The following is a 26,514-nucleotide window of genomic DNA, read 5'->3' as shown; positions in this document are numbered from 1 at the left end:
CCTATGAGCCTATTTGCAGCCTACTTGTCAGATGAAGAAATGGCAGGGGTATGTTCTGAAGAACAACTCATTCGCCATATGCTGCAGTTTGAAGCGGGTCTGGCTCTGGCCGAAGCCAGACTGGGACTTATTCCCGAGGAGGCTGCTCACACCATTCAGCTAGCATTAACATCGCTAGCATTCAAACCGGGTGAACTTGCTGCTGGTACCTTAAAAAATGGTATCCCTACCATTACGCTGCTGGCCAAAGTCAAAGAGCTTCTTCCAACGGATGTCAGGGACTATCTGCACCTGGGAGCTACCTCTCAAGATATCATGGATACGGCACAGGTCCTGATGATCCGGGAGGCTCTTTCTTTGCTGGTAAGCAGAATCAATCATCTATTACAAAATCTGCTGGCACAGATTGAGCTTGACGGTTTAGTTCCCTGCATGGCCCATACCCGCTGGCAACAGGCTACGCCTATACCCTTTGGCCTCAAGGTAGTAAACTGGGCAATGCCCCTGGTGCGTAGTCTGGGAAGGCTGGATGAAATCAAAAAACGGCTGCTGGTGGTGCAGTTGGGAGGAGCCAGCGGTTCGCTGGCTTCCTTAGGCCAGCAGGGCTACCAGGTTATGGAAGCACTGGCACAGGTATTACAGCTGGAACCGGCTACACCCTGGCAGGTACAGCGTGATACTGTAGTGGAGTTAGGGAGCTGGCTTGCTACTGTGAGTGGTACACTGGGTAAAATGGGGGCTGATATCCTACTCATGGCACAAACCGAAGTAGGTGAGGTAGTCGAAAACGCCGAAGGAGGAGGCAAGAGCAGCGCCATGCCCCATAAGAGCAATCCGGTACTGAGCGAAGCCCTGGTGGCGCTGGCGCGGATGAATATTAACGCTTCTACCCTGCTCATGCAGAGTCTACTGCAAACCGGTGAACGGGATGGTACTGCCTGGATGCTTGAATGGCAGCACCTTGCGCAAATGATCATCAATACAGGTACATCTCTAAAGCACGCCCTAACCATTAGCAGCGGCTTACAAGTAGATCAGGAGCGAATGCGACATAACATAGACCTGACTAATGGCCTGGTATACGCCGAACAGGCAGTAGTTATACTTTCTGACTATATGTCCAAGTCTAATGCAACTAAGGTAGTTAATGAGGCTTGTGGAAGAGTGAGTAAAGAAACGGGATTGTCTCAGGTACTAACCGAACTGGTACCTGATGTAAAGCTGGATTGGCCAGAACTCCTTCATCCAGAGGCTTGTTTTGGATTGTCGGGTATTCTAATTCAGAAAGTCACGGCCCAAATCAAAGATGTTTTAACCGTATCATTAAAGGAATAGTACCTAATGGAAGCATATATAGTAGATGGCATACGTACACCCGTAGGCAGCTTTGGGGGAAGTTTGTCACCCGTCAGGGCTGATGATCTGGCCGCAATAGTCATCCGACGCCTGATGGAAAGGAATAAAGTAGTACCCAGCGAAGCCATCGAAGATGTCATCATGGGATGCGTCAATCAGGCCGGTGAGGATAATCGGAATGTAGCCCGCATGGCTTTGCTACTGGCGGGACTACCCACCTCTGTACCAGGCGAAACAGTAAACAGATTATGTGCCTCGGGTATGTCAGCCATTGTCCAGGCCGCCCGTGCTATCAAGGCAGGCGATGCCGACCTGCTGATAGCCGGTGGCGTCGAGCATATGACTCGTGGTCCCTATGTGATGTCGAAGGCCAGCAAGCCCTTTGGCAACGACAGCCAGCTGTTCGACAGCAGCTTTGGCTGGCGATTCGTCAATCCCCAACTGGAGAAGTTGTACGGAGTAGATGCCATGGGTGTCACAGCTGAGAACCTGGCAGATATGTACCGGATTAGTCGGGAAGACCAGGATCTCTTTGCCTACCGTTCTCAGATGAAAGCGGTAGAAGCACAGAATAATGGAAGATTAAGCGAAGAGATTATGCCCGTGGAGATTCCCAGAAAGAAAGGAGAGGTGGAGTTGTTTGAGCGGGATGAATTTGTGAAACCAGCTACTACGCTGGAGGTACTTGCCAAACTCAAACCGGCCTTCAAAAAAGAGGGAGGAACCGTTACTGCCGGCAATGCCTCCGGTCTCAACGACGGTGCTGCAGCCGTACTTATTGCCTCCGAGGAAGCCCTTAAGAAATACAATCTAAAGCCTTTGGCGCGGATCGTTAGCTCAGGGGTTGTGGGTGTAGATCCCCGTATTATGGGAATAGGTCCGGTGGAGGCGACCCGGTTGGCCTTACGTAAAGCCGGAATCACGCTGAATGATCTGGATATTATTGAGTTCAACGAGGCCTTTGCCGCGCAAAGTCTGGCTTGTCTCCGTGAACTAGGTCTGGCTGACGATGATCCAAGAATCAACAAAAACGGCGGAGCCATAGCGATAGGACACCCGCTTGGAATGAGTGGTACCCGCATTACCTATAGTGCGGCATTAGAACTTCAAAAGCAAAATAAAAGATATGCACTGGCTACGATGTGTGTGGGAGTAGGTCAGGGGTATGCCGTAGTGCTTGAGCGAGTGTAAGCTCTTGTTTTTTTAACCACAAAGTTGAATAGAGGTAGACACGCAGGTCACAGAGTTTATATAAAAACTTATTTCTACTCTGTGCTTTAACTCCGATAACTCTGTGGTTTAATTATTTGAACTTATATTTTTAGACTACTAAGAATGAAACAAGTACCCGTAATAAGCGCTGAGCAGGCCGCCTCTATGGTAAAGGATGGAGACACCATCTTTGGCGGAGGCTTTGGTATGACCGGTAACCCGGTCCACCTGCTACACGCGCTGGCAAAAACTGAAACCAAAAATCTTACTTTCATTGGCAACAACGTAGGCGAACCTAACCTCGGAGGAGGTAAATTGCTGCTCAACGGACAAATCCGGAAGATGATCGGCTCCTTTTTTACCAGTAACCCCGATGCCGTGAAGGCCGCTCAAAGTGGACAAGTAGAGTACGAGCTACTCCCGCAAGGTACGTTGGCTGAGGCTATCCGGGCCGGTGGCGCCGGCATTGGCGGATTCTTTACCCCTACCTCCGCAGGTACAGTCATTGCCGAAGGCAAGGAAGTTAAAGTGATAGATGGAAAGGAGTACGTATTTGAAAAAGCCCTTCGGGCCAATGTAGCTTTTATACGTGCCTGGAAAGCTGACACCGCTGGTAACCTCCAGTACCGCATGACCGAGCAGAACTTCAACAAGGCAATGGCTACGGCCGCTGATTTGGTCATTGCTGAGGTGGAACATATAGTACCGGTAGGTGAAATAGCCCCCGAGCATATTCATACCCAGGCTAACTATGTAGATTATTTGGTGCAGGCAAGCATGACATTGGAAGCTCTGGGATCATCGGCCTCGGTCAAGTCCAGTAAGAAGAAGGTGGATGAGTCACGGATGAATATGGCGCGCCGGGCCTTTGCCGAACTGCAGAAAGGCGATGTGGTGAACCTGGGGATTGGCATACCGACGCTGGTAGCTGATCTCATTCAGCCGGAAGACGGTATTATCCTGCATACCGAAAATGGCATGCTGGGTGTAGGTCCCGAACCTGAAGGAGATGCCGGAGCTATGGATTACCCGGTCAACGCGGGCAAGGTACCCGTTACAGCCCTACCGGGTAGCAGCTACTTCGACAGCGCCGACTCCTTTGCAATGATACGGGGAGGACACATTGATGTAGCCATTATGGGCGGACTGGAAGTGGACGAAGAGGCTAACCTGGCGAATTGGGCCATACCCGGCAAACCTCTGCTGGGAGTAGGCGGAGCGATGGACCTGGCCTCAGGAGCTAAGAAGCTCATCATTACCTTGACCCATACCAACCCGGACGGGAGCAGCAAGATCGTGCCCTCCTGTACTCTACCTCTCACAGCCATAAAGGCGGTAGATCTGGTTATCACGGATCTGGCGGTGTTCAGTTTTGAAGAAGGGAGGCTTACGCTGACAGGGCTAATGCCAGGTGCTACGATTGAAGATGTTCGAGCCAAAACATCTGCCCAGTTTATTGAGAAACTGTAACTTGTACTAGTTGATAGATGGTAGGGGCAATACCTATTTGAACGTATTGAATTATATACAGCAAAAGGGGGTTGTATCCTAAGTACTTTGTATCCTACAAACATGGATTTGACCAAAGAAGAGTTTGATAATAGATTCGCTGAGACTCTGGATGCCCTGCTGGTTGCCATGGCGGAAAGCCCGGAGGTAGACGTCCCAAAATTCTACACCATGACACTGGTTCTAGAAAACCTGCGGTACTTCAGCCCGGTCTTGTTCGGGGCTATACAGCAGAGTGAGAAGAAATAAGAGGTTGGCCTTATTGGGGCCAACCTCTTATTTCTTCTATTAGTACTCAGTGTAATTTACAGGAAAACGAATCCGGAATACAGTACCTACCCTAGGTGTACTTTCTATCTTCAGCTCTGCATTCATAAGTTCGCAAAGACGTTTTACAATTATCAATCCTATACCTTCTCCCGAAGTCCGATTTCCATAGGTTGGCAGGTTATCTTCCTGTTCCATAGATACATTCTGTTTTTCATTGGGTATTGAGGCTGGCTGTGTATCATTTAGCTGATCAATCAGTTGCTGTGATATACCCGGTCCGGTATCTCCAACTGTCAGCATCCAGTAAGGGCTGTCTTCACTTTCGAGTTCCCATGAAATTTTAACTCCGCCCCGCGATGTATACTTTATAGCATTCAACAAGAGGTTCTGGACAATTCGAATTAACTTAACATTATCACCTTCTACTCGTAGCTGTTTGGGGCCCTCTGCTTTTACCCACAGCCCCTTATCCTGCGCCAGCGGCATCACACTCTCGCTCAATTCGATCAGAAGCTCAGCGGCATCAAAGCCACTTACGTGTAATTCCTCCTGACCCGACTCAAGGCGGGAGAAGTCCAGTAACTGGTTCATCATGTGGTTGACCTGCTTCAGGCTTCGGCGAAGCATGTGAAGTGTCTGTGCCCGTTCCTCCTCCGTATTCATCATGTCCAACAGGGAAGTTGCTCCTACTATCACGCCAAAACTACCCCGAAGGTCATGAGAGGTCGTCCGTAAAAATTCACCCCGCATCCGGATGTACTGCCTCATCTGCTCCAGCGTGGTCATAGTTTCGTTGGATCGTTCGAGCTCCTGCATCCAGTGTTTCTCCTGTTGCTCAGCTTGTCTTATTTTTGTAACATTTAGACCGGTCACAACTACCCCATCGTCCTGCTTCAGTACAGATATACCTAACCAGTAGTCTTCTCCTTCACGGATACTATGATGTTCCTCGTATACATGACTGCCTGTTGTATGCACTTCGTGTAACACATCAAAAGTGCGTGTTGGCCACAGGTACGTATCCAGTTCACGTTGAGAAGTACCTATCAACTGCTCAACTGTTGTCTGCATATACCCCGCAAACCGATTGTTACATACCGCCAGTTGGTAATCCACAATCTGCTCCTTCTCATTACGAATAGGCTTGAAATATCCGATATATGCCGGTGAGCTTTCAAGTACAATCTGCATGTTCTCCGTTAGTTGGCGCAGTTTGATCTCTGCCTCTACCGACTCGGTTACATCCAGATCTATTCCCAGAATACTTAGTACCTGTCCGCTGTCCTGCGTCAGGACATTGCTCCTCAGCTTCAGATACTTTTGACTTTCGCCTACCCGTATTCGAATCGTTTCATCGGATACAGCCTCGCCCGCCCTTAGTTTTTGAATGATTGATTCGATCTTTACCCGATCTTCTTCCACCGCATACTGGCTGTATGTGTCCAGTGAGACTGGTGTCCGGGGTTGCATCTCAAAAAGACGGTACATACCTTCCGACCAGGTCATAGTATCATTATCCACCAGATATTCCCAACTACCCATCCTGGCGACTTCTTCCGATTGCATGAGTATGGCCAACTGTTTCTTCAGGTCACTTTCAGCCTTTTTACGGTCATTGATATTAAGGGCTGCTATCAGTACTCCATCCATGAAAGGAACAAAGCTAGCCAGAATCCAGCCTTCGTACCCATGTGCGTTATAGAATGTTTCATCGGTGATAGATTCTCCCGTTGCGGCTACACGCAGCATTGATTCCCAGAATGGTAGGATTTCTATACCCGCTCTGATCTGAGTTAGTGGTTTGCCTATATGATCCTGAGTTAATCCGGACCGATCCAGATTGGACTGGCTGATAATCTCCATGGTGAAATCAACTACCCTACCCTGCTCATCCCTAACAGCCTTGTTGTAAGTAAGATGAAGCGGAACGGCTTCAAACATAGCCTGGATTTGATCATGGGCTTTTTCCATCTCCTCCGTTGCTTTCTTTTGTTCATTAATATTCTGAACAACATTAACAATGGCCTTCACCTGTCCTTCTTCATCCCGCTCAAATACCCGACCTCTGACCCGAAACCACTGCCATCCACCTGATTTTGTTTTTGCACGATATTCATACGAAGCGATATCATCGTCAGCTAGAGTAGCAAATCTGTTGAAATACTCATTAGTAGCCGGGATATCCTCCGGATGCATGAGTTGCTCAAGCTCCTCATTACTCATGTTGAGCATATCCTCGGTATCGAATCCCTGCAGAATATAGGGTTCCCGATTAATGTATTGCAATGTACGTGTTGGATACTCCATCACACTAATCATGTCGGGCATGGTCTCGGTGATGCTGCGAATAAAATGTTCCTGCTCCTTTACCTGAAGCTCCGAATTTTTGCGCCTGGTAATATCTTCCATGGCGGCAAAAAGGCCATCCTCCAGCTTCACCGCTTTCCAACGTACCCATATAGTAATTCCTCCCTCGTCATAGAGATACTCATAATCTGTGGATTTACCTGTTTCCACGGTCTTAATGAATTCCTCTACGATACCATACTTTACCAAATAGGGGAATTCCTCAAGCAACCTACCACCACTGACGTCTTTGCCTACCATTTTTTCACCGCCCTTGCTTACCCATTCGACGTAGAAATCAATGATTTCATTCTGATCATTCCGAATGCTTTTGAGTACACTCAGCACCATCGGTGATACATTGATAGCAGCCTCAAGGCGTACCATACTGTGTTTAAGGGCACTTGTTCGTTCGGCAACCTGCTGCTCAAGCAGGGTATTGAATGCCTGTAACTGTAACTCTGCCGTCTTTCGCACGGTAACATCCCGCGCAGCTCCCAGCCATTCAACTATATTACCCCGCTCGTCCAACACGGGTACCGCCCTCGAGAAGATCCAACCAACTGTACCATCCACCCGAATTACCCGGTGCTCCAGCTCAAACATCTTCTTAGAACGTACAGCTTCCTGAATTTCAGCTACTATCTGAGGCCAGTCTTCCTCCAGGACATACCTCTGGAGCCAATTGGCACTGGGGTTGACAGTATCGGCCAAAAAATCTTTTCCATCCAGACTATACATCTGACTCCAGTCCGGACTCATTTTATAAACAAGATCAGAACTTGCAGTTACAAACAGCCGAAACTGCTCTTCTGACCTGCGTAATGCTGCCTCGGCAATCTTACGCTCAGTAATGTCGCTGGCTGTTCCGAACCATTCAATAACATTCCCCTCCTCATCCATGAGAGGGATAGCCCGGGAGTAAGTCCAGCCGATGGTGCCGTCGGCTCTTATTACCCGGTGCTCCAGTTCAAACATATCTTTGGTTCGTTTGGCTCTTTCGATAGCTTCCAAACCTTTTGGCTGCTCATCCTCAGGCACATACTTTTCCAGCCATGAACTATTGGGATCTTCAGTATCGGCCAAGAAATTGTTCCCCTTCATCTGGAGCATTTGTCGCCAGTCAGGGCTCATTTTGTACAGGGTATCATCACTGGTCATTACGTATAATCTGAATTGTTCCTCCGATTTTCGCAATGCTTCTTCAGCCTCCTTACGATTAGTGATATCCAGTACAAACTCCACGCATTCGTTTTCACTCAAACGTCTACCGGCAGATAACCCCCACCAACGCGTACCATCTGGCCGTATGTATTGTTTCTCATAGGGTGTGTTCTGGCCAAAGGTAAGTAGCTCTTCCCGTGAGGTGAAGGTAACATCAATAAATTCCGGCGGTGTTACCTCATCCCAACGTACCCTACCACTCATAAAGTCACTCTGGCTATACCCACTCATACGCTGAAAAGCCTCATTAGCGTCATTAATTCTACCTTCCAGATCAAAGAAGATAACTCCTACGGTAGGTATTGATATCGCTTTTTGAAGGCGCTCCTCCGACCGACGAAGGGCATCTTCGGCTTGCTTACGCGCAGTAAGATCAGTTGTTACAGCCAGTATTTGGGGGGATTCTCCTTCATTTATTCCTATTGATGAAATAGAACTATTAGCCCATACAATAGTGCCATCATGCTTGACGTACCGCTTGTCAAGTGAGCCTGTCTTACCTTGCTCTAACAAAGCACGTACCATTTTCAGACTGGGCGGAATGTCTTCGGTGTAAGTAACGTCGATAATACCAAGATTCAGAAGCTCTTCCCGGGATCGGCCAAGTAATCTACAGAGGGTATCATTCACACGCAGGAAGCGTCCTTCGGTGGAGAGTACAGACAATCCTACCTCTGCCTCGGAAAAAATGGCCGACAGGTAACTTTCATTCCTGCGCAGAGCCTCCTCAACCATCATGCGATCATGAATGTCAATGTTCATGCCCACCCATTTGATGATTTCACCTGCTTTATCACGTATTGGGGTAGCTCTTACATTAGCCCAGCGGTACTCCCCTTCAGTATTAATAATTCTGAATTCGGCATTCAAATTTTGTTTGGTTGCGATGGCCTCCCTCCAGTGCTTTTCGACGTATGCACGGTCGTCGGGATGAACGGCATCGATCCAGCCTAAACCCGTCCATTCTTCAAACGTCTGCCCTGTACTGGCCCGCCAGGAGGGACTATCGGATACCACTTCACCTTGTGCGTTAGTTTCCCAAACGGCCTGAGCATAGGCTTCAATAAGATTACGAAAGCGCGCTTCACTCTCCCGCAGGGCCAACTCATCATGTACGCGATCAGTGATGTCCTGGAATACAACCACTACCTGCCGACTGCCTTCATCACCCACCCTGGTGATATAGAAGTTAAACCACTTCTTATACAGTTCTGAGAATAGCTCTATGTGTTTGGTCTGACCAGTATATACTACATCGCCCCAGATCCTATACCACTGTTCTTCGTAGAAGGGGTTAATTTCCTTAAAGGTTTTTCCGACAAAACTGGTTCCGATGATTCGCCTTGCTGCCGGGTTCTCTTCCAGATACAGAATATCTACCGGCTTGTCATGCTCATCAAAAACAATTTCGCACAGGTAAAAACCTTCGTCAATGGCATTGAACAGCGTGAGGTATTTATCAGTGACATTTCTGGCAACCTCATCCTTTAAATGAAGTATTTGCTGTTCTGCTTTTTTTCGCTCGGTTATATCTTCAGTGGATACAACCAGCAGATCATTTACTTTCCTGGTTCTGAAATAGAGCCAAAGTTGCATATCATCCCCCACGTACCATCTCTCAAATTCGGCTGGCTTACCGGTTGTAGCTGTACTTATCAACTCCTCAAGCATTCCCTGCTCCTTTACAGGGGGGAAATGCTGTACTATTTGCTTTCCTATTAGCTCCTGACTACCCTGTCCGGTAATATTCGTTGTAAAATTACTAACAAGCAGAATCTCAAAATCTTCTATTTCCCCCTTATCATTATGAATAGCCTTTAATACGGTGATGGCACTTGGTGAAGTATCAAATATGGACTGCAGTAGTGCATGGTTTTCCTCCAGCTGGGTCGTTTTTTCTTCTATTTCAACGAGAGTAGATGCAAGTACTTCGGTCTGAAGGGCAAGATCCTTTACTTCACCTTGTTTCAGTATGGCCTCAGTTACATCTATTACACGATGTATAATATACGCTATCTCACCTTTGCTGTTCAAAACGGGTGTATTGATAGGACTCCAGTACTTCTCTTTGAAGCCTCCTCCCATTTCCGAAGGGAGTGGTACATCATAGCGCTGAATGGACATCCGGTGCGGCTGTTTAGTCAGTAGTACCTGGTCAAATGATGCCTTCAGATTCTTTACCGCTTTGGCTTCAGGAGTAGCTGGATTGTCAGGGAAAGCATCAAAAATATATTTGCCAACGATGCGCTCCCGATCGGTAAGAGTCGCCGCCAGGAAAGCATCACTTGCCATTACTATAGTAAAGTCAGGTGATAAAACGATGTAGGCATCCGGAGTCTTCTGCAGCAGATTCAATAGGTTTCGGATATTTTCCTCCCCTCGTCTTAGTTCCTCTTCGGCTCTTTTCTGTTCCGTAATATCCAGAAAGGTCAATATCAACCCATCCTCGTTCTTCACCGCTGTCACATCAAACCAGGCATCCTTCTCAAACTGTTCGTAGGGATAAGACCGTACAATCCTCTGCATTTCACCGGATTCTACTACCCCCGCATACGTATCAAAAAATACGTGTCTGGCCGCAGGTGAAAGTTCAAGATATCTCTTTCCGACCATTTCGTCGGTAGGTAGTCCTATAATACGACTAGCAGCTTCGTTTACCCCTTTGTACAAGAAATCAATAATAGTTCCCTGCTCATTACGTACTGCTTCCAGTAACATAATAGCCGCTATTGATCCACTCAGCATCTGTTGGAAGGTCACTTCCGCCCTGACCCGATCGGTTATGTCCTGGATGATACCCAGGAACTTCACAGGCCTGTCATCCTTATCACATACCACTACACCATGGGCTTGCAAATGACGCACCTGACCATTGGGCAGATAGATACGACGGGTATATGAGTAGGGTTGTTTGTTAAGGGCGGCTTCTGACAGGATGTTTTGCACAACCGGTATATCATCGGGGTGGCTGTGGGCATTTATGTACTCAAGAGTAGGTTCAATAGAGTGGGGCTCTACCCCAAACAGTCTATATAAGTTATCAGAAAAATGAAAAGTCATGGTGGCCAGATCAGCCTCATAACTTCCCATGGCTCCCACGACCTCAGCCCTTCTGAATACACTCAGGGTTTGGCTGAGAGCGACTTCAGCCCGCTTACGATCATTGATGATTTGACTGGAGAAGATGAGTCCACTTTCATGCTTTACGATTGACACATCTATCCAGAGCTCCAAACCATCCAGGTCATACCAGCTTTCGAACCGTTTGGTCCCGCCAACATGATACACCTCTACCATCCTGTCCCAAAGCTCGTGCTGCCGATACCCGGGTAGTACTTCGCTGAACTTACGGGAGGTAGTCTGAATTTTCTTTTTGCCTTGGTGACTCAGGTCCTCCTCATTAGTAAGTACAATCAGAAAATCATTCAAATTGCCCTGCTCATCAAAGAGAGCCTTCAGGTAGCTAATCTGTACCTGTATTCCTTCGAATATATCCCGCAGTAGCTTATTAGCCTGAAGATTCTCTTCTTCTATCTGTTTACGGCTGGTAATGTCTTCAGCCGTAAGTATCACACCATCATCCAGTTTGACGGCAGTGATCCGAAACCAGTTGCGATAGCCGTTCCCTTTATAAAATCTTTCCAGATCAGCAGATTCTCCCGATTCGACCACACGGCGGTACAGGTCAAAAAGTCCGGAAGATCGATCTTGGGGGTTCATTTCGAGGTATCGCTTTCCTACCAGGTTTTGTCCAGCCATGGTCCGGGCTACCTGATTGAGCAATCTGTATTCGAAATCAACTATTTCACCCCGCTCATTCCTGACAGCCGTCAATACCATCATTTCAGACAGTGATCCGTTGAATACAGCCTCCATCAATGACTTATTTTTTAAAGCCTCGGTCTGAGCGTGTCTTAATTCAGTAAAGTCCTGTACGGTACCATAGACTTTTGTGGGCTTTCCATGCTCATCTTTTATTACTTCAGCCCGACGATGTACATAGCGAATAGATCCGTCGGGTCGGATGATTCGCTGGAATAAGTCCATCGGATCACCGTGAGCATGCGTAGACCAGATTTGCTCCCGCATCGCCTTCTGATCCTCGGGATGAACAAAGCTCAGGAGTTTCTCCATGTCGAACTTCACACTCTGAGGTTCCAGGCCGTGTATTCGGTAAAATTCATCCGAGCAAAAAAGAGTGGGACTGGGCAGAATACGCTCAAAGCTGCCGATATTACCCAGAGATTCAGCATTGCGAAAGCGCAGGTGTTCTTCGCGCAGATGATCAAGAGCCTCTTTACGTTCCTGTATATCCTGTACAATACCTATGGTCTGAAGTACGGTACCATCCTCCGCCCGCAGAAAAGCCCGGTCTCTTACCCTGAACCACCTCCAGGTACCATCAGCCACCCTGAAACGTAGATCAATCTCTTTGATCTCATTTTTTTCTAAGTACGTGCAGGCAGCCATATGCTCCATCCGCCTCGGATAATCATCCGGGTGCAGTATCTCTCTGAAAATCTTGCTCCTCAGCTTATACACATGCTCTACACTGGGCTGCCCCAGTATTTCAACCCCTCGCTGATTGACATAGGTAACACTCTTTTTAGGGAGGTCAAGTAGGTATATTATATCCGGGGTTGTATTGACTATTTTATCAATAAATAGCTGTTGTTGGTTTAAAGTGGTATCGGCTCCGGCTGTATTTTTCAGTTCCTCCTCATATCCATTGCCATTTAGCCGTACTACTTCGGAGACAGCCTCACCGGGTGTACATCGCTTACTACCTTTCTCCGTCCAAATATTATCTGATTCTGAATCAACCAGCAATACCTGGCAACCAGCCTGTCGTACCTGCTCAATCACGGCACCGAAGTTGTCCTCAACGGAGGCAGGTACTACTGCCATCATTGGTACCGGATGACTCAATAAAGGATCAGGAGATACCTCATCTACAACCGAGTATTCAGAGGTAACCGGAACAAAGACTCCATCGAGAATAGTGAGTGGTGAAGAAGTGGGTACTACATAAAGATGATTAGGACGGAGAGCTAAACCGGGAGCTGCCTCCCATACTTTCATTGAGGTAGACTGATTAATCTTTATAAATGTAGCACAAGCCAGTTCATCTTTTCCATCTATATATACTAAAAAGGTAAACCCCGACTGTTCAGGCACCATTTCCAGAAACTGTAAAAGTTCATCCGGTACCTCCTGGTTTGAATATATGGTAATTAACGATTGTTCAGATTCATCCATGATCTCAGTGTGACAACACTCTTAAAATTATCTTTCACATTTGATATAGAGAGAATGGTCATTATTAAATAAAAATTAGAAGTGTAAAAAATTAACTCAACTACCACCTCGATTTTTCTAAGATACAAGTAATTCGATTATGAACGTATGAATAAATTAAATTTTTCCTTAGTATATTACTATTTTAAGGAAACAATTGTTTACTTATCGCTGATCTTCTTTCACATAATCAAAGTCTTATCCTATCTAAGATATTTTTGCCGTCGCAGAAAATCCACCCACTCAATATAGGCACTGGAAGTTATGTGCAATCCATCCAGAGATAACTCTTTTCGGAGCTGTCCACTATCATCCGCAAAGACCTCATATACATTTACAAAGGGAATACTATTTGCCTCCGCAAACTGACGGAGCTTTTGGTTGAGCTGTCGGATTTTTTCGTTGGTCAGTACCTTGTAAGTATCCGGTAACAAAGGCTCGTTGACTGGTAACAAGCTGTGAATGTACACCCGTGTTTTGGGTGAATGTACCCGGATTTGGCTAAGTATACGGGAGTAGTTGCGAATAATGATGTTATCAGGAATGCGGCTCAGCAGGTCGTTGGTACCCACCATCAGGTATATCCGCGCTGGCCGGGATGAGACTACTTCATCCAGTCGGGCAAGTACACCATAGGTGTTGTCCCCGCTGATCCCACGGTTGACTACTGGCTGACGAGCTAATAACTCCTGCCATTCGCCCCACTCAATCAGGCTGTTGCCCAGAAAAACTATTTCATTTTTCTGATCAGGCATGAGCCTGAAAAAAGCCAGACGCTGAGCGTAGTAAGGTACTGCGTAACTAGAGTCAACGGGCAAAGCCGTCTGAGCCGTCACACTACCAAAACTCGACAAGACCATCATCACTAATATACTTTCTCTAATCATACTACCACTTTAATGCTTCATAGGTCTTTCGTCGGGCTTTCCCAATTCATCCAGGGCTGCCCTAAATCCCTGAGCCAGCTGTGTCGCCGGACCACTTCCGAAGTAGTGGAGGAAGAAAATGCGAGGGTCATCGTCCAGCATATGATTGTGCAGGGCTACTACTTCCAGTCCATTGCCCCGCAGAGCTTTGATCACCGGATTCACTTCGTGTTCCAGCATCGCAATGTCCCCCGCGATATGAGCACTGGCTTTGTTGCCCGCAAAAGATGCCCATGAGTTGAGCCCCATGGCGGCAGTCATTTCGGCACCCATCGCCAGTACCGACAGGTCCTCACGAGCTATGGTATACTTATAGGTAGGACCATTGACCGCACCAAAACTCTTGACGATGCCATCCAGTGCCGGAATATCAAATACTTCACCAGCCGGACGCCCCGCAGTTGCGCCCGTCTGATTGGCCGGATAGAGCTTGGTCTGCTTAATGGTTGCGGCGTACTTCTGCGCCAGTTCGGCAGTAGTACCAGACCCGTGCAGGTGCATGTAGAAGATCCGGGGCTGCTCGTAGAAAAAGTGGTTATGAATGGCGCTTACCTCGAGTCCATTGGCCTGGGCAACCGATATAAGCGGATTTACCTCTTCTTCCAGCAGAACAGTATCACTCATCATGACGGTAGAGTCCCCTTCGAGTGTTTTTTTGAACGACACCCATCCGCCAAATCCAAAGGTGGTAGGTACCGACTCCCCCTTGACCGTTACCTTCAGGTCGTTGCGGGGCAGGGCTGTGGTATGTACAGATTGAGATTCGTGGTAGGTACCCTTCTTACCCAATGCCGACTCAATGGCGGCAACTTCCTGGCGGGTCAAGGGGGGTGTTTCGAGTAGCGGCTTGTCGGTTGGGCCGGCAAGTGTTGGTTTTATACCGGCCAGCATACTGGTTATACCGGCCAGGGCTGAACTCTGCAGAACCTGTCTGCGAGTCAATTTTGTTGTTTTCATAGGTTAAAAAAGAGCAGGACAAACAAGTAATTAACTGTGTACTAGTGCTAAAACTTCACGCACCCGATACTGTTTCAGAATGAGAAAAAATAAGTCTCTTAATGAAGCAAAGCTACACTTTCAGGGAATATTATAGCTAACGACACGGGCTTTGATTGTATCCGCCTGGGCAGGATTTTCAATGAAAGACACGTAGCCTTCCCGACTGGACTCCTTTGGGCAAAATGCTACGTCGAGCTGGCTTTTTTCCAACTCTTCTCCCCCTTTCACCAGCGTAAGTTCAATAATGATAGCCTCAGCTGTTTCAGCTCCTTTATTATGTACAATAACATGGTACCGATGAGGCTCATAGCGGCCCGGCTCGTGAAAGTACTGCAGGTACAATTGAGGTGGCTCAGCTTTGAATGAAACAGTTTTGTAGATAAGGTATATAAAAATGGATAGTACCAGCAAAAAGCCTAAACCGGCCATGCTGTACTCCAGGATGTTTTTGCGGTCTATATAGGTGTTAGTACGATTAGTCATACACAGTAGTATTATCTGATAAGCAGATTACCAGCCGAGGCTCCCAGAGAAGATAGTACTCCCAGGGCTATGGTCTGAGAAAAGCAGACCCATAAGCTGGAATCATCAAAGCGGCCAAAGAACCAGAGCAGAAGAGCAGACGTACCTAAAGCAATGACATAACAGGTACATGTCTGTAAGACAACTACCTGAATAGCTACTTTGGAGCCCTCGAGTACACCTCCCCTGAAATCACTGTAGAAAATAATCAGTAAGCACAGAAACAAGGAGACTAAGGCCATAGTCAGGATGTGGATCGGTTTGGACTGGATTCCGATCATCAGGATTTCTTCCGTTGGCGCAACGTTACCTCCTACTACTACACTTCCGCATATACCCAGCACGACCAATCCAAACAGACTATGCTGACGTTCCTCCTCTATTTGCTTAATCATCTTCTTCTCTTCTTTGGTGGGAGCAGAATCCTCAGTTTCAATGCCTAGCTGTGAGGTACCTATGGATACCCCTATTGATACCACCATGGCCTCAATCACGACCTTACCTACGATCTCGACCATGGACATGGAGTCAAACTCTATGCGTCTGAGCATAAGCAGTACGCCAAAAGCCAACAGAAAACCAATCGCAATCTCTTCAAAGGAATCAAGAACAATACTACGCCAATGCGCCTCCGGATGCATGCCTGCATACCGGTTATAGCCCAACAGGAGCAGGAACGTAAAGAGTATAACCCCGATAAGCTGTAAAGGCGAAGCTATAAAACCGGCCCACCAAACCTCCATGGTATAGAGCAACGGAAAGCTGAAAAGCAGACCTCCTGCAATACCCCGTCCGTATTCTTCAAGAGATTCTTTAATAGGACGTGATGAATCCTGATATTTTGTCATCTGATATACCCTTACTCCTGTTCACTTTCTGGTATATGTAAGGATATATATCAAAAACTAAAATCTGTGCCAGCGCCTACCTTTTACATTCAGTACATGCCTGGCTTGGGTAGTACCTGTTTGACCTGGAGCATGTATATCCGTGACGTACTTACTACTGATACCCTACCCGAGTCATACTCTATTGTCCCGTAGTATAATGGTACATTTTGCTACTACCTCACGGTTGAACATAATATCAAAAATGAGCTGGTTCATGTACCAATTTCCGGCTTAGTACCCAACATACTTAAACTTTTGACGGTTATAGACTTGATTCACAGGAATTAATATGTGTATTCATTTCCACACCATATGAAAATAAGTAATATTCATGGCTGTAACAGAAGATATTAAAGTTGGATTTCATAATTCACACGAACAGTTCAAACCAAGCCACCTGCTGCAACTTGCCCAAAAAGCCGAACAAGCCGGCTTTACTCATGCCTTGACTTCTGACCACTTTATGCCCTGGAGCGAAAATCAGGGTGAGAGTGGCTTTGTATGGAGCTGGCTTGGAGCAGCTATGCACGGCACTAATCTGCACTTTGGAGTAGTTAATGCTCCGGTTCAAAGATACAATCCGGCTATTATTGCCCAGGCGGTAGCTACGCTATGTGAGATGTTTCCAAACAGGTTCTTTATTGCTGCCGGTAGCGGTCAGTTTCTGAATGAACATATCAACGGTGAGAAATGGCCTACCAAGCAGATTCGGAATGAACGACTTAAGGAGTGTATAGATATAATGCGAGCCCTCTGGCGGGGAGAGACGGTAACCCATTACGGACACGTAACCGTGCAGGAAGCCAAGCTATATACCCGGCCTGACTACATTCCGCCTATAATAGGACCTGCTCTCACCACCGCTACGGCCAAATGGCTGGGAAGCTGGGCTGATGGCATGATCACCACCTCCCGACCACCCGAGGATATGAAAAAAATGGTGGAGGCCTTTCACGAGGGAGGAGGAGAAAACAAACCCATCTACCTGAAAGTACAGCTCTCGTACGACACCACGAAGAAAAAAGCCCTGCGGGGAGCGCACGAGCAGTGGAAAAATAACATTTTCCAGTCGGCACTTCTATCAGATATACGTATGCCCGAGGGCTTTGATATAGCGGGCAGTATGGTCACTCCCGACCAGATGGAGCCGCACGTACGGGTATCAGACAGTACTGATCAGCATATCGAATGGCTGATGAAGGATGTCGAACTGGGCGTAACCCATCTGTACCTGCACAACGTCAACGTAGAGCAGGAACAATTTATAGAAGTCTTTGGGGAAAAGGTAGTACCCGTATTAACCAGAAAATAATTGTCAGGCACCAGACAGCCCAGGTACAGGTCACAAGACCGGGTCTGTCTGCTAAACCTATTCATACGATGAGTGATACAAAGCAAGAGTACCTGTGGTGGCAGAAAGGTGTCATCTACCAGATCTATCCCCGATCCTATCAGGACAGTAATAGTGATGGCGTGGGCGATCTGCGCGGCATTCTCCAGCGTCTGGACTACCTGGAGTGGCTGGGAATAGAAGCCATATGGGTATCGCCGATTTATCCCTCACCCATGGCTGATTTTGGCTATGACATTGCCGACTACACAGGCATCCACCAGTTGTTCGGCACGATGGAGGACTTCGACGAACTGCTGGCTGAGGTACACAGGCGGGGGATGAAGCTCATCCTGGACCTGGTACCGAACCATACCTCTGATCAGCACCCCTGGTTTCTGGAGTCCAAATCCTCACGTGACAATCCAAAGCGTGACTGGTACATCTGGAATGATGCCAATGAGGATGGTACTCCGCCTAACAACTGGCTGAGCGTGTTTGGGGGCAGTGGTTGGGAGTGGGATGATACTACGCAGCAGTACTACTACCACGCCTTCCTGAAAGAACAACCTGACCTGAACTGGCGCAATCCGGAGGTACAGCAGGCCATGATGAATGTCATGCGCTTCTGGCTGGACAAAGGCGTAGACGGCTTCCGGGTGGATGTGATGTGGCACATGATCAAAGACAAACAGCTTCGTGACAACCCCAAGAACCTGGACTACGCACCGAATGTAGATGTTACTTACAATGAATTGATTCCGGCCTATTCTACGGATCAGCCCGAAATACATGATATAGTCAGGATGATGCGTGCCCTGACTGATGAGTACGATAAGCGTGTAATCATAGGGGAAATATACCTGCCTATTCACCGGCTGGTCACGTACTACGGTCAGAACGGCAACGGAGCGCACCTGCCCTTCAACTTCCAGCTTATTACTATGTCATGGGATCCGCAGCGCATCGCCACCGCCATTGACGAGTACGAAGGAGCCCTGCCACCGGATGGCTGGCCCAACTGGGTACTGGGCAACCATGATAATCCAAGGATCGCCAGCCGCATAGGTATCGATCAGGCCCGGGTAGCAGCTATGTTACTCCTGACGCTACGGGGTACTCCCACGCTCTACTACGGTGATGAACTAGGTATGCGTGATGTACCCATACCACCCGATAAAGTCAAAGATCCGCAAGGGCTCAATATGCCTGATTTGAACGTTAGCCGCGACCCGGCTCGTACCCCCATGCAGTGGGACGACAGTCCCAATGCCGGCTTCACCGTAGAGGATGCGGAGCCATGGCTACCTCTCCCCGGCAACTACAAACGGATCAATGTGATGAATCAGCGGGAGGCTAAGCTTTCAATGCTGACCTACTACCGAAAGCTGGTTCAGCTACGACAGCAGGAACCTGCCCTTCATATCGGGAATTTTAAGCCTATTCATTCAGATAAGCAAATGATCGTATATACTCGGGAGTATGAAAACAAGTGCTTCCTCGTTATGCTCAATCTAAGTCACCGTCCCTGCTACTACACACCCAAGGGGGAAGGTTTACGCGGAAAGGTAATCATAGCGACCGAACCGGAAAGAGAGGGTACCTACCTGGAAAACACACTCTCTCTGGGTGGTGATGAAGGAATCATCATGCTGATTGACAAGTAAATCCAGCTCCATTTTTTACCATAAACAGGCTGTATTCCGGCTATAGCTAGAGGAATACAGCCTGTCTTTTTTGTATAGCATGAGCCGGTTGAAGTTTAATTACTATACGTTGGTATGATTTTATTCATTCTTTTTAATTGAATGGTACCTGGGTGGACAGATTAGTGAGGAGCAGTGTACCTGTTGTTCAAGATAAACTACAACCTCTTGTCCCCGATCATTTATGAAAGGCGTTTCCATTTATCGAGCTACTGCCACGTTATTTTTCCTTATTCTGTTAGTTGCATTTCTTTACCTGGGCCGCCCCTTTCTGGTCCCATTGAGCTTTGCTATAATACTGTCTATGCTGTTCCTGCCGGTAAGCCGCAAGCTCGAAGATTGGGGACTCAGCCGCTTGCTGGCGACTATTGCCTGCTTACTGATCCTGGTCCTGATTATAACAGGTTTTGTGTGGGTGATAGCTTCCGAAATTACCCGCATCTCGCAGGATATGGACGAGATGTGGCCTCGTCTGCAACAAGTGATCGATCAGGTACAGCAATGGATCAATCAGGAGTTTGGTATTTCGCCCTGGAAACAAACCAAGTTTGTAGATGATCAGTCCGAAAAACTTGCCGACTCATCAAATAGTATGGTAAAGGTCTTCCTGAATGGTGTATTAGGCATGATCAGTTCTATAGTACTGGTACTTATATATATGTTATTCCTGATCTGGCAGCGTGACAAGTACAAAAGGTTTTTCCTGAAGATAAGCTCTCACGAAAGTAAGCCCGAGGCAAAGGATACCATCCGGGAGATTACGCAGGTATCCTCCAAGTATCTGGGTGGTCGTCTGGTTTCCATGCTGTTCCTGGCTATATTTTACGGAGTTGGCTTTTCGGCAATAGGTCTTCGCAATGCTATCCTGATGAGCCTGTTGGCCGTTTTACCAAGTATAGTACCATATATCGGTCCCTTTATAGGTAGCTTCTTTCCCATATCCATGGCACTACTGAGCGGCTCTACGGATCTGGTTATACCTACTATCCTTATTCTGGTGGCAGCCCAGGCCATTGACAACAACCTGATCGAACCTTTTGTGATGGGAGCCAATATGAACCTGAGCCCATTGATGATCATTGTAGCCATCGTGACCGGAGAATTGATTTGGGGAGTTGCCGGTATGATCCTTTTCATTCCCCTGTTTGCAGTTATACGTGCTATTTGCGATCATATTCCTAGTCTCAGTCCATTGGGTTTTCTGATGCAGGACGATTTATCAGAATCAGTCTGGATCGGCAAAATCAAGGATTATTTCAAGTCTCTGAAAAACAAATAGTGCTTTCTACTGGTAGTTTTTTATAGAAGCCTGAAATTAACTCCCTAATAATCAAACTAATTAGCTCATGAAAAACAAAGCGTTCAACATGCTCCTTTGTACCACGCTGCTAATTGTTGGTCTTTATTTTCTGTTTTCAGGATTGGTTAAAGGTAAATCTTTTCTGGCTCCGGTTGCAGTAGCTGCCATACTCGCTATGGTAGTATTACCCGTCGCTAACTGGTTTGAGCGCAAGGGCATGAAACGGGTCTGGGCATCCCTCAGTGCGGATCTTCTGATTATCCTTTTTTTCGCGGTACTGACAGGTGTACTAGCGTATCAGGTAAAGCGTTTTTCGGAAGACTGGCCACAAATGAAGCAGAAACTTGAACCAAAAATCAACAACTTACAACAATACATTGCTGAAAAAACGGGACTTTCCATTGAGGAACAGCAACAAAAACTACCCGGTAGCCTATTGGGAAACGCATCTTCCGGTTCTTCACAAACCCAAAGTGGCCAGCAGCAAAGCCAGAATCAATCAGCTACACAGAGCCAGCAAAGTCAGGGATCCGGCTCGGGGGGAGGCTCCATGATGGCCAAAGCGGGCAGCTTTATCATGCAGTTCCTGAGTCTGATTGGTACCAGCCTGATTACGCTGGTGTACATTTTCTTTTTTCTGCTTTACCGGAAGAAGTTTAAAGATTCTATCATAAAAATGGCTCCCAATGACAAACGGGAAACAACCAGCAGTATAATTTCCAGTGCTGCCCAGGTTTCGCAGAGTTACCTTTTCGGACGTATGATCGAGATCGTTATTCTGTCCATTGTGTACTCCATCGGGCTTTTGATTTCGGGCGTTCAGAATGCCATACTTATATCCATATTGGCGGCTGTTTTGGTCCTTATTCCTTACCTGGGCAATATTATCGGGTATTTACTTGCACTCAGTTTTGCTCTCTTATCAGGGGGTAGTATGTCACAGGTAATCGGGGTTACTGTCACCTTTGGTCTTACGCAATTCATAGAAACCTACACCCTTGAGCCCTACCTGGTCGGCGGTAAGGTCAACCTGAACCCGGTCGTAACTATTCTGGTGGTGGTACTGGGCAATGCGTTATGGGGAATTGTGGGTATGCTGGTGGCCATTCCGGCGCTAGGCATCGTCAAAGTTATTTTTGATCATGTACCCGTCCTGAATCCACTGGGGTACTTGTTTGGAGAGGAAGATACTTCGGAGGGTGATGATGGTCCCTCCGCTTTTGATAAGGCAAAAGACTGGGCTACTGATAAATTAAAATAAAGATGATATCTCCTATCGTCAGCCTCTTTATCATACCATGCTACATGCTACTTCCAGCCTAAGGGTATACTTTTTATAGATGGTAAGTGTCACCTAATTATTCATATCGGAAAATTTTACAAACGGATGCTACACGCTAAGTTACCCGGGGTGGAATGTACCGCAGACTCATGTACTTTCACAGTTTGGGCGCCCCAGAAAGAGAAGATGCTGCTACACCTGATTCACCCACAAGAGCAGCTTTTAGAGATGCAGCCCCATGAGTACGGCTACTTTCAATTGGAAGTTAAAAACATAACACCTGGTACCAGATACTTTTACCGCCCCGGTGGTGAACATGATTTCCCCGATCCGGCCTCCCATTCTCAGCCCGAGGGAGTACATGGCCCCTCAGCCATTGTTGATCATAGTTCATATAGCTGGCAGGACAAGGACTGGCGCGGTATACCACTCAAAGATCTGATTCTTTACGAACTCCACGTTGGTACATTTACATCGGAAGGTACCTTCGAGTCGATTATTCCTTACCTCGACTATCTGGTACATCTTGGAGTCAACGCCATCGAACTGATGCCCGTCTCGCAGTTCCCCGGAGGACGAAACTGGGGGTACGATGGCGTATATCCTTATGCCGTCCAGAATTCATACGGTGGCCCAAATGGACTTAAAAAATTGGTTGATGCCTGCCACAACAAGGGCATTGCTGTATTTCTGGATGTAGTATATAATCACCTTGGTCCCGAAGGAAATTATCTAAATAAGTATGGTCCCTACTTCACCGACCAGTACAATACCCCCTGGGGCGACGCGCTTAACTTTGATGGTGAGTGGTCTGATGGTGTACGTGATTACTTTGCCCAAAATGCGCTGCACTGGTTTGAGCAGTACCATATTGATGGCCTGCGGCTCGATGCCATCCATGCAGTATATGACTCGGGCGCGGTAAATTTCTGGGAATATACCTACGGTAAGGTACGGCAACTGGAACAAAAGCTAGGCCGCCCTCTTTACATGGTCGCCGAAAGTGATCTGAACAGCCCCAAAGTGGTAAAGGTACCTGATGTGGGAGGATACGGCTTTGACGGGCAGTGGCTGGACGATTTCCACCATTCGCTGTACGTTCTTCTTGATAAAGAAGGCAGAGACCGTTACGAAGATTTTGGTGGTATGCAGCAACTAGCCAAAGCTTATTCAGATGGCTTTGTTCATAGCGGCGACTACGTTAAGTTCCGGAAGCGAAAACATGGTGTGTCATCAGCCGGAGTATCCGGCGAGAAGTTTGTGGTATTTAATCAGAATCACGATCAGGTGGGTAACCGGGTTATGGGGGAGCGTCTGTGTATGCTGGTTGATTTTGAACGAACCAAGCTGGCCGCGGCGGCTATCCTGCTTTCACCATACCTGCCCATGCTGTTTATGGGTGAAGAATATGCCGACGAAAGCCCATTCTTTTACTTCGTCAGCCACTCGGACGAGGATCTGATCAAAGCAGTGCAGGAAGGTAGGAGAAAAGAGTTTGAAGGATTCAATTGGGAAGTTGAACCACCCGATCCGCAGGACGAAGAGACATTTAACAAATCTAAGCTCCAATGGGATAAACGCGAGCAAGGTAAACACCGGATCATGCTGGAGTGGCACCGAAGGCTTATTGAACTTCGAAAAACAAATTCCATTCTGCAAAACCTGAACAAAAACGACCTGTTTGTGCAGGTACTTGGACAACAAGGCATTATGCTGCAAAGACGCAGTGAAGATCAGCTATCTTACCTGCTTTGCATATTTAATTTCTCGGATGAAACCGTAGCATTTACTACTCCTGAACTGAGCAATCAATGGGTAAAAGTGATTGATTCCAAAGAAAAGGAATGGCTGGAAAAGGAGGCAAAAAATGATGCTGCCGCACCACAACAGGTCGGAGCTAATGTGGAGATACAGATTGCCGCTTGCAGTGTCTGTGTTTATACTGATAACTAGTGGTGCTTATACAGCCAATTCATAGCAAAAGCGGTAAGATGACCTGAAAACCAGGATCATAATATACCAGAAAGAGGTGAGCGTCTTCGATGAGCACCTCTTTCTATTTTTATGATATACCCTAGCTACTTTACACTTATTTAAACTATGGATGAGTAGTAATATGTATCAAAACTAGTACCGGATCAGCTTATCCAACTTCCCTATTACCTCAGCTGGACCACCTTTAAATCGAATGCTTTTCCAGTTGCTATATAAGTGCAATTCGTACTTTTATATCTGTTGGAAAACAATACATACCGTTTCTATTTTTCATTTAGCATCTTCATTTTATTACTTATTCTGACTGTATAACTATACTAGTCAGCCAAATACAAGTAGTATATAGTTGTATTATATCCAAAAGTAAATTTTATTCAGAAACGAATATATGAAGTCAAACTAAATAATTAGGAGTAGTATATTATGGGGATTAGCAACACCATTTATCTACCATTATAGATCCGGCACCGCGAATTGTAATCAATAAGTTTTCATCAAATTAATAAATTTTCTAACATATTACGGCTGGATTTGTTTTTCTTTTAATTCTTGTTGTTATATCTTCACATTTAAATCATTTGTAAGTTTACAAAGACTCATTATAACTTCATTCTATGAAAGCAAAATCTATCCGTTTTTTCTCTCCCGACGATAATAGCGAGGAAAAGCAGAAAAGCTCAACGAAGGCCCCTGAGCTAACGGGGTATATTTCGGGTACAGGTAAGATAGTATTCCCCAATAAAACAATTGAGCAGCTTGATATCAATCCTGAGCAAACAAAGTTTAAAATAGGAGCCCAGGAAGGTAAAAGAAAGTTAAAGTCTATTTTCCTCGTACCTACTACCGATGATCAGTCTGAAGCTTTTGAGTTGACCAAAAGTGCAAAGAATTATAACATACCTCTGTCTGTTATTCTTCAAAAGAATGGAGTTGATTATAGCAACAACAAGTATAACTTCACCGTTAAGCCTTTTGATTTTGAAGGCGTAACGGGATATGAGCTTCAACTGGATCAGGAAGGTCCTAAACCTGAATATACAGGTAAGCCACGTGGTCGCAAACCTAAAAACGCTCAGGAACAGCAGGGTTAAGAAATATATCTCCTATGCCTAATTCAGAGCTCAGTCTGTTATGAATAGGAATAAAAATAAGAACGGCTTCACCTTTCCAGATGAAGCCGTTCTTATTTTTATCAGTTACAACTCAGGCTCTGTGTACATCCAACTGCCTGATCTCAGCCTTATATTGAGCCGGTAAAATTATTGATTTCAATATCCAGTCAGTCTTCAGCATCCGACTCCACTTATAGACGACCAATACCGGATTAAGTAGCGGCAGGTTTCCTAATTTCAACAGGGAGTTGACCTGCCTGGGTACTACCAGGACCTGCGCTTCTAGCAATAATTTGTACCGGACAAAGCCCAGATGTTTTCTATATTGCTTGTATAGGTCTTTAGTAAAATGACTATTTGCCATATTCTGCTCCAGGTGCTGTACACGCATCACCAGCCACTCTGCATAGGACTGTGGTAATCCCACCAGTCCCATTCGAACTCCTACCCGATAAAATACGTCAAATACTTCTTCCTTTTCGGCCAGTGTTAACGTCCGTTCCAAAAGTTCATAAGATCTGATTGAATAATCGATCAACATAAAAAGTACATCCCGATAGGCCCAATCAGGAATGGTTTCACCCCGCTTAGCTTCCACCCCGGAATGTATGGCCGCAATACGATCGATAGCCTTGTTGGCCGCATCCATTTCTGAAAAAACAATCTGTCGGGCATAGGCAACCGTTGAAAATAGCCTTCCCAGTGGATCAGCCGGAAGTTTACCTGTAAAGTACAGCCAGTCTACTGCTTTATTCAGGGCAAACTCGGCGGAAGCACCTGCAAAAATGAAAAGGATAGTATCTCCTTTTCCCCATATCTCCCGAACGATAGAGTCGTTTCTAACAAAGTTGTTCATGAGTAGTAAACAAATATTAGATCAAAAATGTGCTTCTGTAAGAATACTATAAGTACTAACTTGACCTTTTTAATAGACATTATCAAAGCTTAGGGGCAATAGTATCTGTTTTACTTTATACTCATCAAATCTATAAAAGGATCAATAGAGTAGTAAGTACCAGGTAACTCTCTCGTCATCCTACCGCTCTACCTCACCTATCAGACTTAATAAAAATAAATTAAGACTATCCATTAAGTACACCTTAGTATACAAAAAAACTATAATTACAAGTATGTAGTCCTAAGATAACATCATGGCATACAAACGTATATACTGTAGTATTACTATATAAAGAATGAAAGATCAACCTATAAAAGATCAAAACTCATCTGAACTTAA

General features: G+C 46.4%; 16 protein-coding genes. 10 read left to right on the top strand and 6 right to left on the bottom strand.

Annotation, left to right across the window (positions count from 1 at the left end; all coding sequences use genetic code 11):
- Nucleotides 1–3: 3 nt before the first annotated feature.
- The 4 genes from JUB14_RS20215 to JUB14_RS20200 all read left to right on the top strand — a co-directional run bounded on the left by JUB14_RS20215 (nt 4) and on the right by JUB14_RS20200 (nt 4,326).
- Nucleotides 4–1,335 carry a class-II fumarase/aspartase family protein gene (locus JUB14_RS20215; protein ID WP_207508637.1) on the top strand — a complete coding sequence of 444 codons (1,332 nt, stop codon included), beginning with the start codon at nt 4–6 and terminating at the stop codon, nt 1,333–1,335.
- Nucleotides 1,336–1,341: 6 nt separating this feature from the next.
- Entirely contained in the window at nt 1,342–2,547 is a 1,206-nt protein-coding gene (gene pcaF / locus JUB14_RS20210; protein WP_207508636.1) for a 3-oxoadipyl-CoA thiolase, read from the top strand.
- A gap of 144 nt (nt 2,548–2,691) precedes the next feature.
- Nucleotides 2,692–4,038, top strand: coding sequence for a 3-oxoacid CoA-transferase (locus tag JUB14_RS20205; RefSeq protein ID WP_207508635.1), 1,347 nt, complete (start codon nt 2,692–2,694; stop codon nt 4,036–4,038).
- Nucleotides 4,039–4,140: 102 nt separating this feature from the next.
- Nucleotides 4,141–4,326 carry a hypothetical protein gene (locus JUB14_RS20200; RefSeq protein ID WP_207508634.1) on the top strand — a complete coding sequence of 62 codons (186 nt, stop codon included), beginning with the start codon at nt 4,141–4,143 and terminating at the stop codon, nt 4,324–4,326.
- A 39-nt stretch (nt 4,327–4,365) separates the two neighbouring features.
- Here the strand turns inward: JUB14_RS20200 and JUB14_RS20195 are convergent, their stop codons facing one another.
- The 5 genes from JUB14_RS20195 to JUB14_RS20175 all read right to left on the bottom strand — a co-directional run bounded on the left by JUB14_RS20195 (nt 4,366) and on the right by JUB14_RS20175 (nt 16,510).
- A complete protein-coding gene (locus JUB14_RS20195; RefSeq protein WP_207508633.1) occupies nt 4,366–13,176 on the bottom strand; it encodes a PAS domain S-box protein in 8,811 nt (2,936 codons plus the stop codon).
- A gap of 242 nt (nt 13,177–13,418) precedes the next feature.
- Complete coding sequence (locus tag JUB14_RS20190; protein ID WP_207508632.1) at nt 13,419–14,102, bottom strand: GDSL-type esterase/lipase family protein; 684 nt, start codon at nt 14,100–14,102, stop codon at nt 13,419–13,421.
- 9 nt (nt 14,103–14,111) lie between these two features.
- Complete coding sequence (locus JUB14_RS20185) at nt 14,112–15,098, bottom strand: DUF1259 domain-containing protein (protein WP_310586175.1); 987 nt, start codon at nt 15,096–15,098, stop codon at nt 14,112–14,114.
- A gap of 120 nt (nt 15,099–15,218) precedes the next feature.
- On the bottom strand, nt 15,219–15,623 hold the full coding sequence (locus tag JUB14_RS20180; protein WP_207508631.1) for a hypothetical protein: 405 nt from the start codon (nt 15,621–15,623) through the stop codon (nt 15,219–15,221).
- An 11-nt stretch (nt 15,624–15,634) separates the two neighbouring features.
- Complete coding sequence (locus tag JUB14_RS20175; protein WP_207508630.1) at nt 15,635–16,510, bottom strand: TIGR02587 family membrane protein; 876 nt, start codon at nt 16,508–16,510, stop codon at nt 15,635–15,637.
- 373 nt (nt 16,511–16,883) lie between these two features.
- On the opposite strand from JUB14_RS20175, the gene JUB14_RS20170 reads away from it, so the two are divergent.
- The 6 genes from JUB14_RS20170 to JUB14_RS20145 all read left to right on the top strand — a co-directional run bounded on the left by JUB14_RS20170 (nt 16,884) and on the right by JUB14_RS20145 (nt 25,256).
- Nucleotides 16,884–17,864, top strand: a complete 981-nt coding sequence (locus tag JUB14_RS20170) for a TIGR03885 family FMN-dependent LLM class oxidoreductase (protein ID WP_207508629.1) — start codon at nt 16,884–16,886, stop codon at nt 17,862–17,864.
- A 68-nt stretch (nt 17,865–17,932) separates the two neighbouring features.
- Nucleotides 17,933–19,549, top strand: coding sequence for an alpha-amylase family glycosyl hydrolase (locus JUB14_RS20165; RefSeq protein WP_207508628.1), 1,617 nt, complete (start codon nt 17,933–17,935; stop codon nt 19,547–19,549).
- Between the two features lie 223 nt (nt 19,550–19,772).
- The gene (locus tag JUB14_RS20160; RefSeq protein ID WP_207508627.1) at nt 19,773–20,867 is read left to right on the top strand and encodes an AI-2E family transporter; all 1,095 of its coding nucleotides are present in this window, start codon (nt 19,773–19,775) and stop codon (nt 20,865–20,867) included.
- 67 nt (nt 20,868–20,934) lie between these two features.
- On the top strand, nt 20,935–22,149 hold the full coding sequence (locus JUB14_RS20155; RefSeq protein ID WP_207508626.1) for an AI-2E family transporter: 1,215 nt from the start codon (nt 20,935–20,937) through the stop codon (nt 22,147–22,149).
- 126 nt (nt 22,150–22,275) lie between these two features.
- Complete coding sequence (treZ, locus tag JUB14_RS20150; protein ID WP_207508625.1) at nt 22,276–24,123, top strand: malto-oligosyltrehalose trehalohydrolase; 1,848 nt, start codon at nt 22,276–22,278, stop codon at nt 24,121–24,123.
- 656 nt (nt 24,124–24,779) lie between these two features.
- A complete protein-coding gene (locus JUB14_RS20145) occupies nt 24,780–25,256 on the top strand; it encodes a hypothetical protein (protein WP_207508624.1) in 477 nt (158 codons plus the stop codon).
- 112 nt (nt 25,257–25,368) lie between these two features.
- Here the strand turns inward: JUB14_RS20145 and JUB14_RS20140 are convergent, their stop codons facing one another.
- The gene (locus tag JUB14_RS20140; protein WP_207508623.1) at nt 25,369–26,133 is read right to left on the bottom strand and encodes an oxygenase MpaB family protein; all 765 of its coding nucleotides are present in this window, start codon (nt 26,131–26,133) and stop codon (nt 25,369–25,371) included.
- Nucleotides 26,134–26,514 lie beyond the last annotated feature (381 nt).

The sequence above is a fragment of the Telluribacter humicola genome (assembly GCF_017355935.1).
GTDB classification, from domain to species: Bacteria; Bacteroidota; Bacteroidia; order Cytophagales; family Spirosomataceae; genus Telluribacter; species Telluribacter humicola.
This window is presented reverse-complemented; position numbering and strand designations above follow the sequence as displayed.

Excerpts from the sequence above, each read along its gene's own strand:
- JUB14_RS20205 (WP_207508635.1), top strand. The coding sequence starts at position 2,692 with ATGAAACAAGTACCCGTAATAAGCGCTGAGCAGGCCGCCTCTATGGTA.
- JUB14_RS20215 (WP_207508637.1), top strand. The coding sequence starts at position 4 with ATGAGCCTATTTGCAGCCTACTTGTCAGATGAAGAAATGGCAGGGGTA.
- JUB14_RS20170 (WP_207508629.1), top strand. The coding sequence starts at position 16,884 with ATGGCTGTAACAGAAGATATTAAAGTTGGATTTCATAATTCACACGAA.
- JUB14_RS20145 (WP_207508624.1), top strand. The coding sequence starts at position 24,780 with ATGAAAGCAAAATCTATCCGTTTTTTCTCTCCCGACGATAATAGCGAG.
- JUB14_RS20195 (WP_207508633.1), bottom strand. The coding sequence starts at position 13,176 with ATGGATGAATCTGAACAATCGTTAATTACCATATATTCAAACCAGGAG.
- JUB14_RS20185 (WP_310586175.1), bottom strand. The coding sequence starts at position 15,098 with ATGAAAACAACAAAATTGACTCGCAGACAGGTTCTGCAGAGTTCAGCC.
- JUB14_RS20200 (WP_207508634.1), top strand. The coding sequence starts at position 4,141 with ATGGATTTGACCAAAGAAGAGTTTGATAATAGATTCGCTGAGACTCTG.
- JUB14_RS20155 (WP_207508626.1), top strand. The coding sequence starts at position 20,935 with ATGAAAAACAAAGCGTTCAACATGCTCCTTTGTACCACGCTGCTAATT.
- JUB14_RS20175 (WP_207508630.1), bottom strand. The coding sequence starts at position 16,510 with ATGACAAAATATCAGGATTCATCACGTCCTATTAAAGAATCTCTTGAA.
- pcaF (WP_207508636.1), top strand. The coding sequence starts at position 1,342 with ATGGAAGCATATATAGTAGATGGCATACGTACACCCGTAGGCAGCTTT.
- JUB14_RS20190 (WP_207508632.1), bottom strand. The coding sequence starts at position 14,102 with ATGATTAGAGAAAGTATATTAGTGATGATGGTCTTGTCGAGTTTTGGT.
- treZ (WP_207508625.1), top strand. The coding sequence starts at position 22,276 with ATGCTACACGCTAAGTTACCCGGGGTGGAATGTACCGCAGACTCATGT.
- JUB14_RS20160 (WP_207508627.1), top strand. The coding sequence starts at position 19,773 with ATGAAAGGCGTTTCCATTTATCGAGCTACTGCCACGTTATTTTTCCTT.
- JUB14_RS20180 (WP_207508631.1), bottom strand. The coding sequence starts at position 15,623 with ATGACTAATCGTACTAACACCTATATAGACCGCAAAAACATCCTGGAG.
- JUB14_RS20140 (WP_207508623.1), bottom strand. The coding sequence starts at position 26,133 with ATGAACAACTTTGTTAGAAACGACTCTATCGTTCGGGAGATATGGGGA.
- JUB14_RS20165 (WP_207508628.1), top strand. The coding sequence starts at position 17,933 with ATGAGTGATACAAAGCAAGAGTACCTGTGGTGGCAGAAAGGTGTCATC.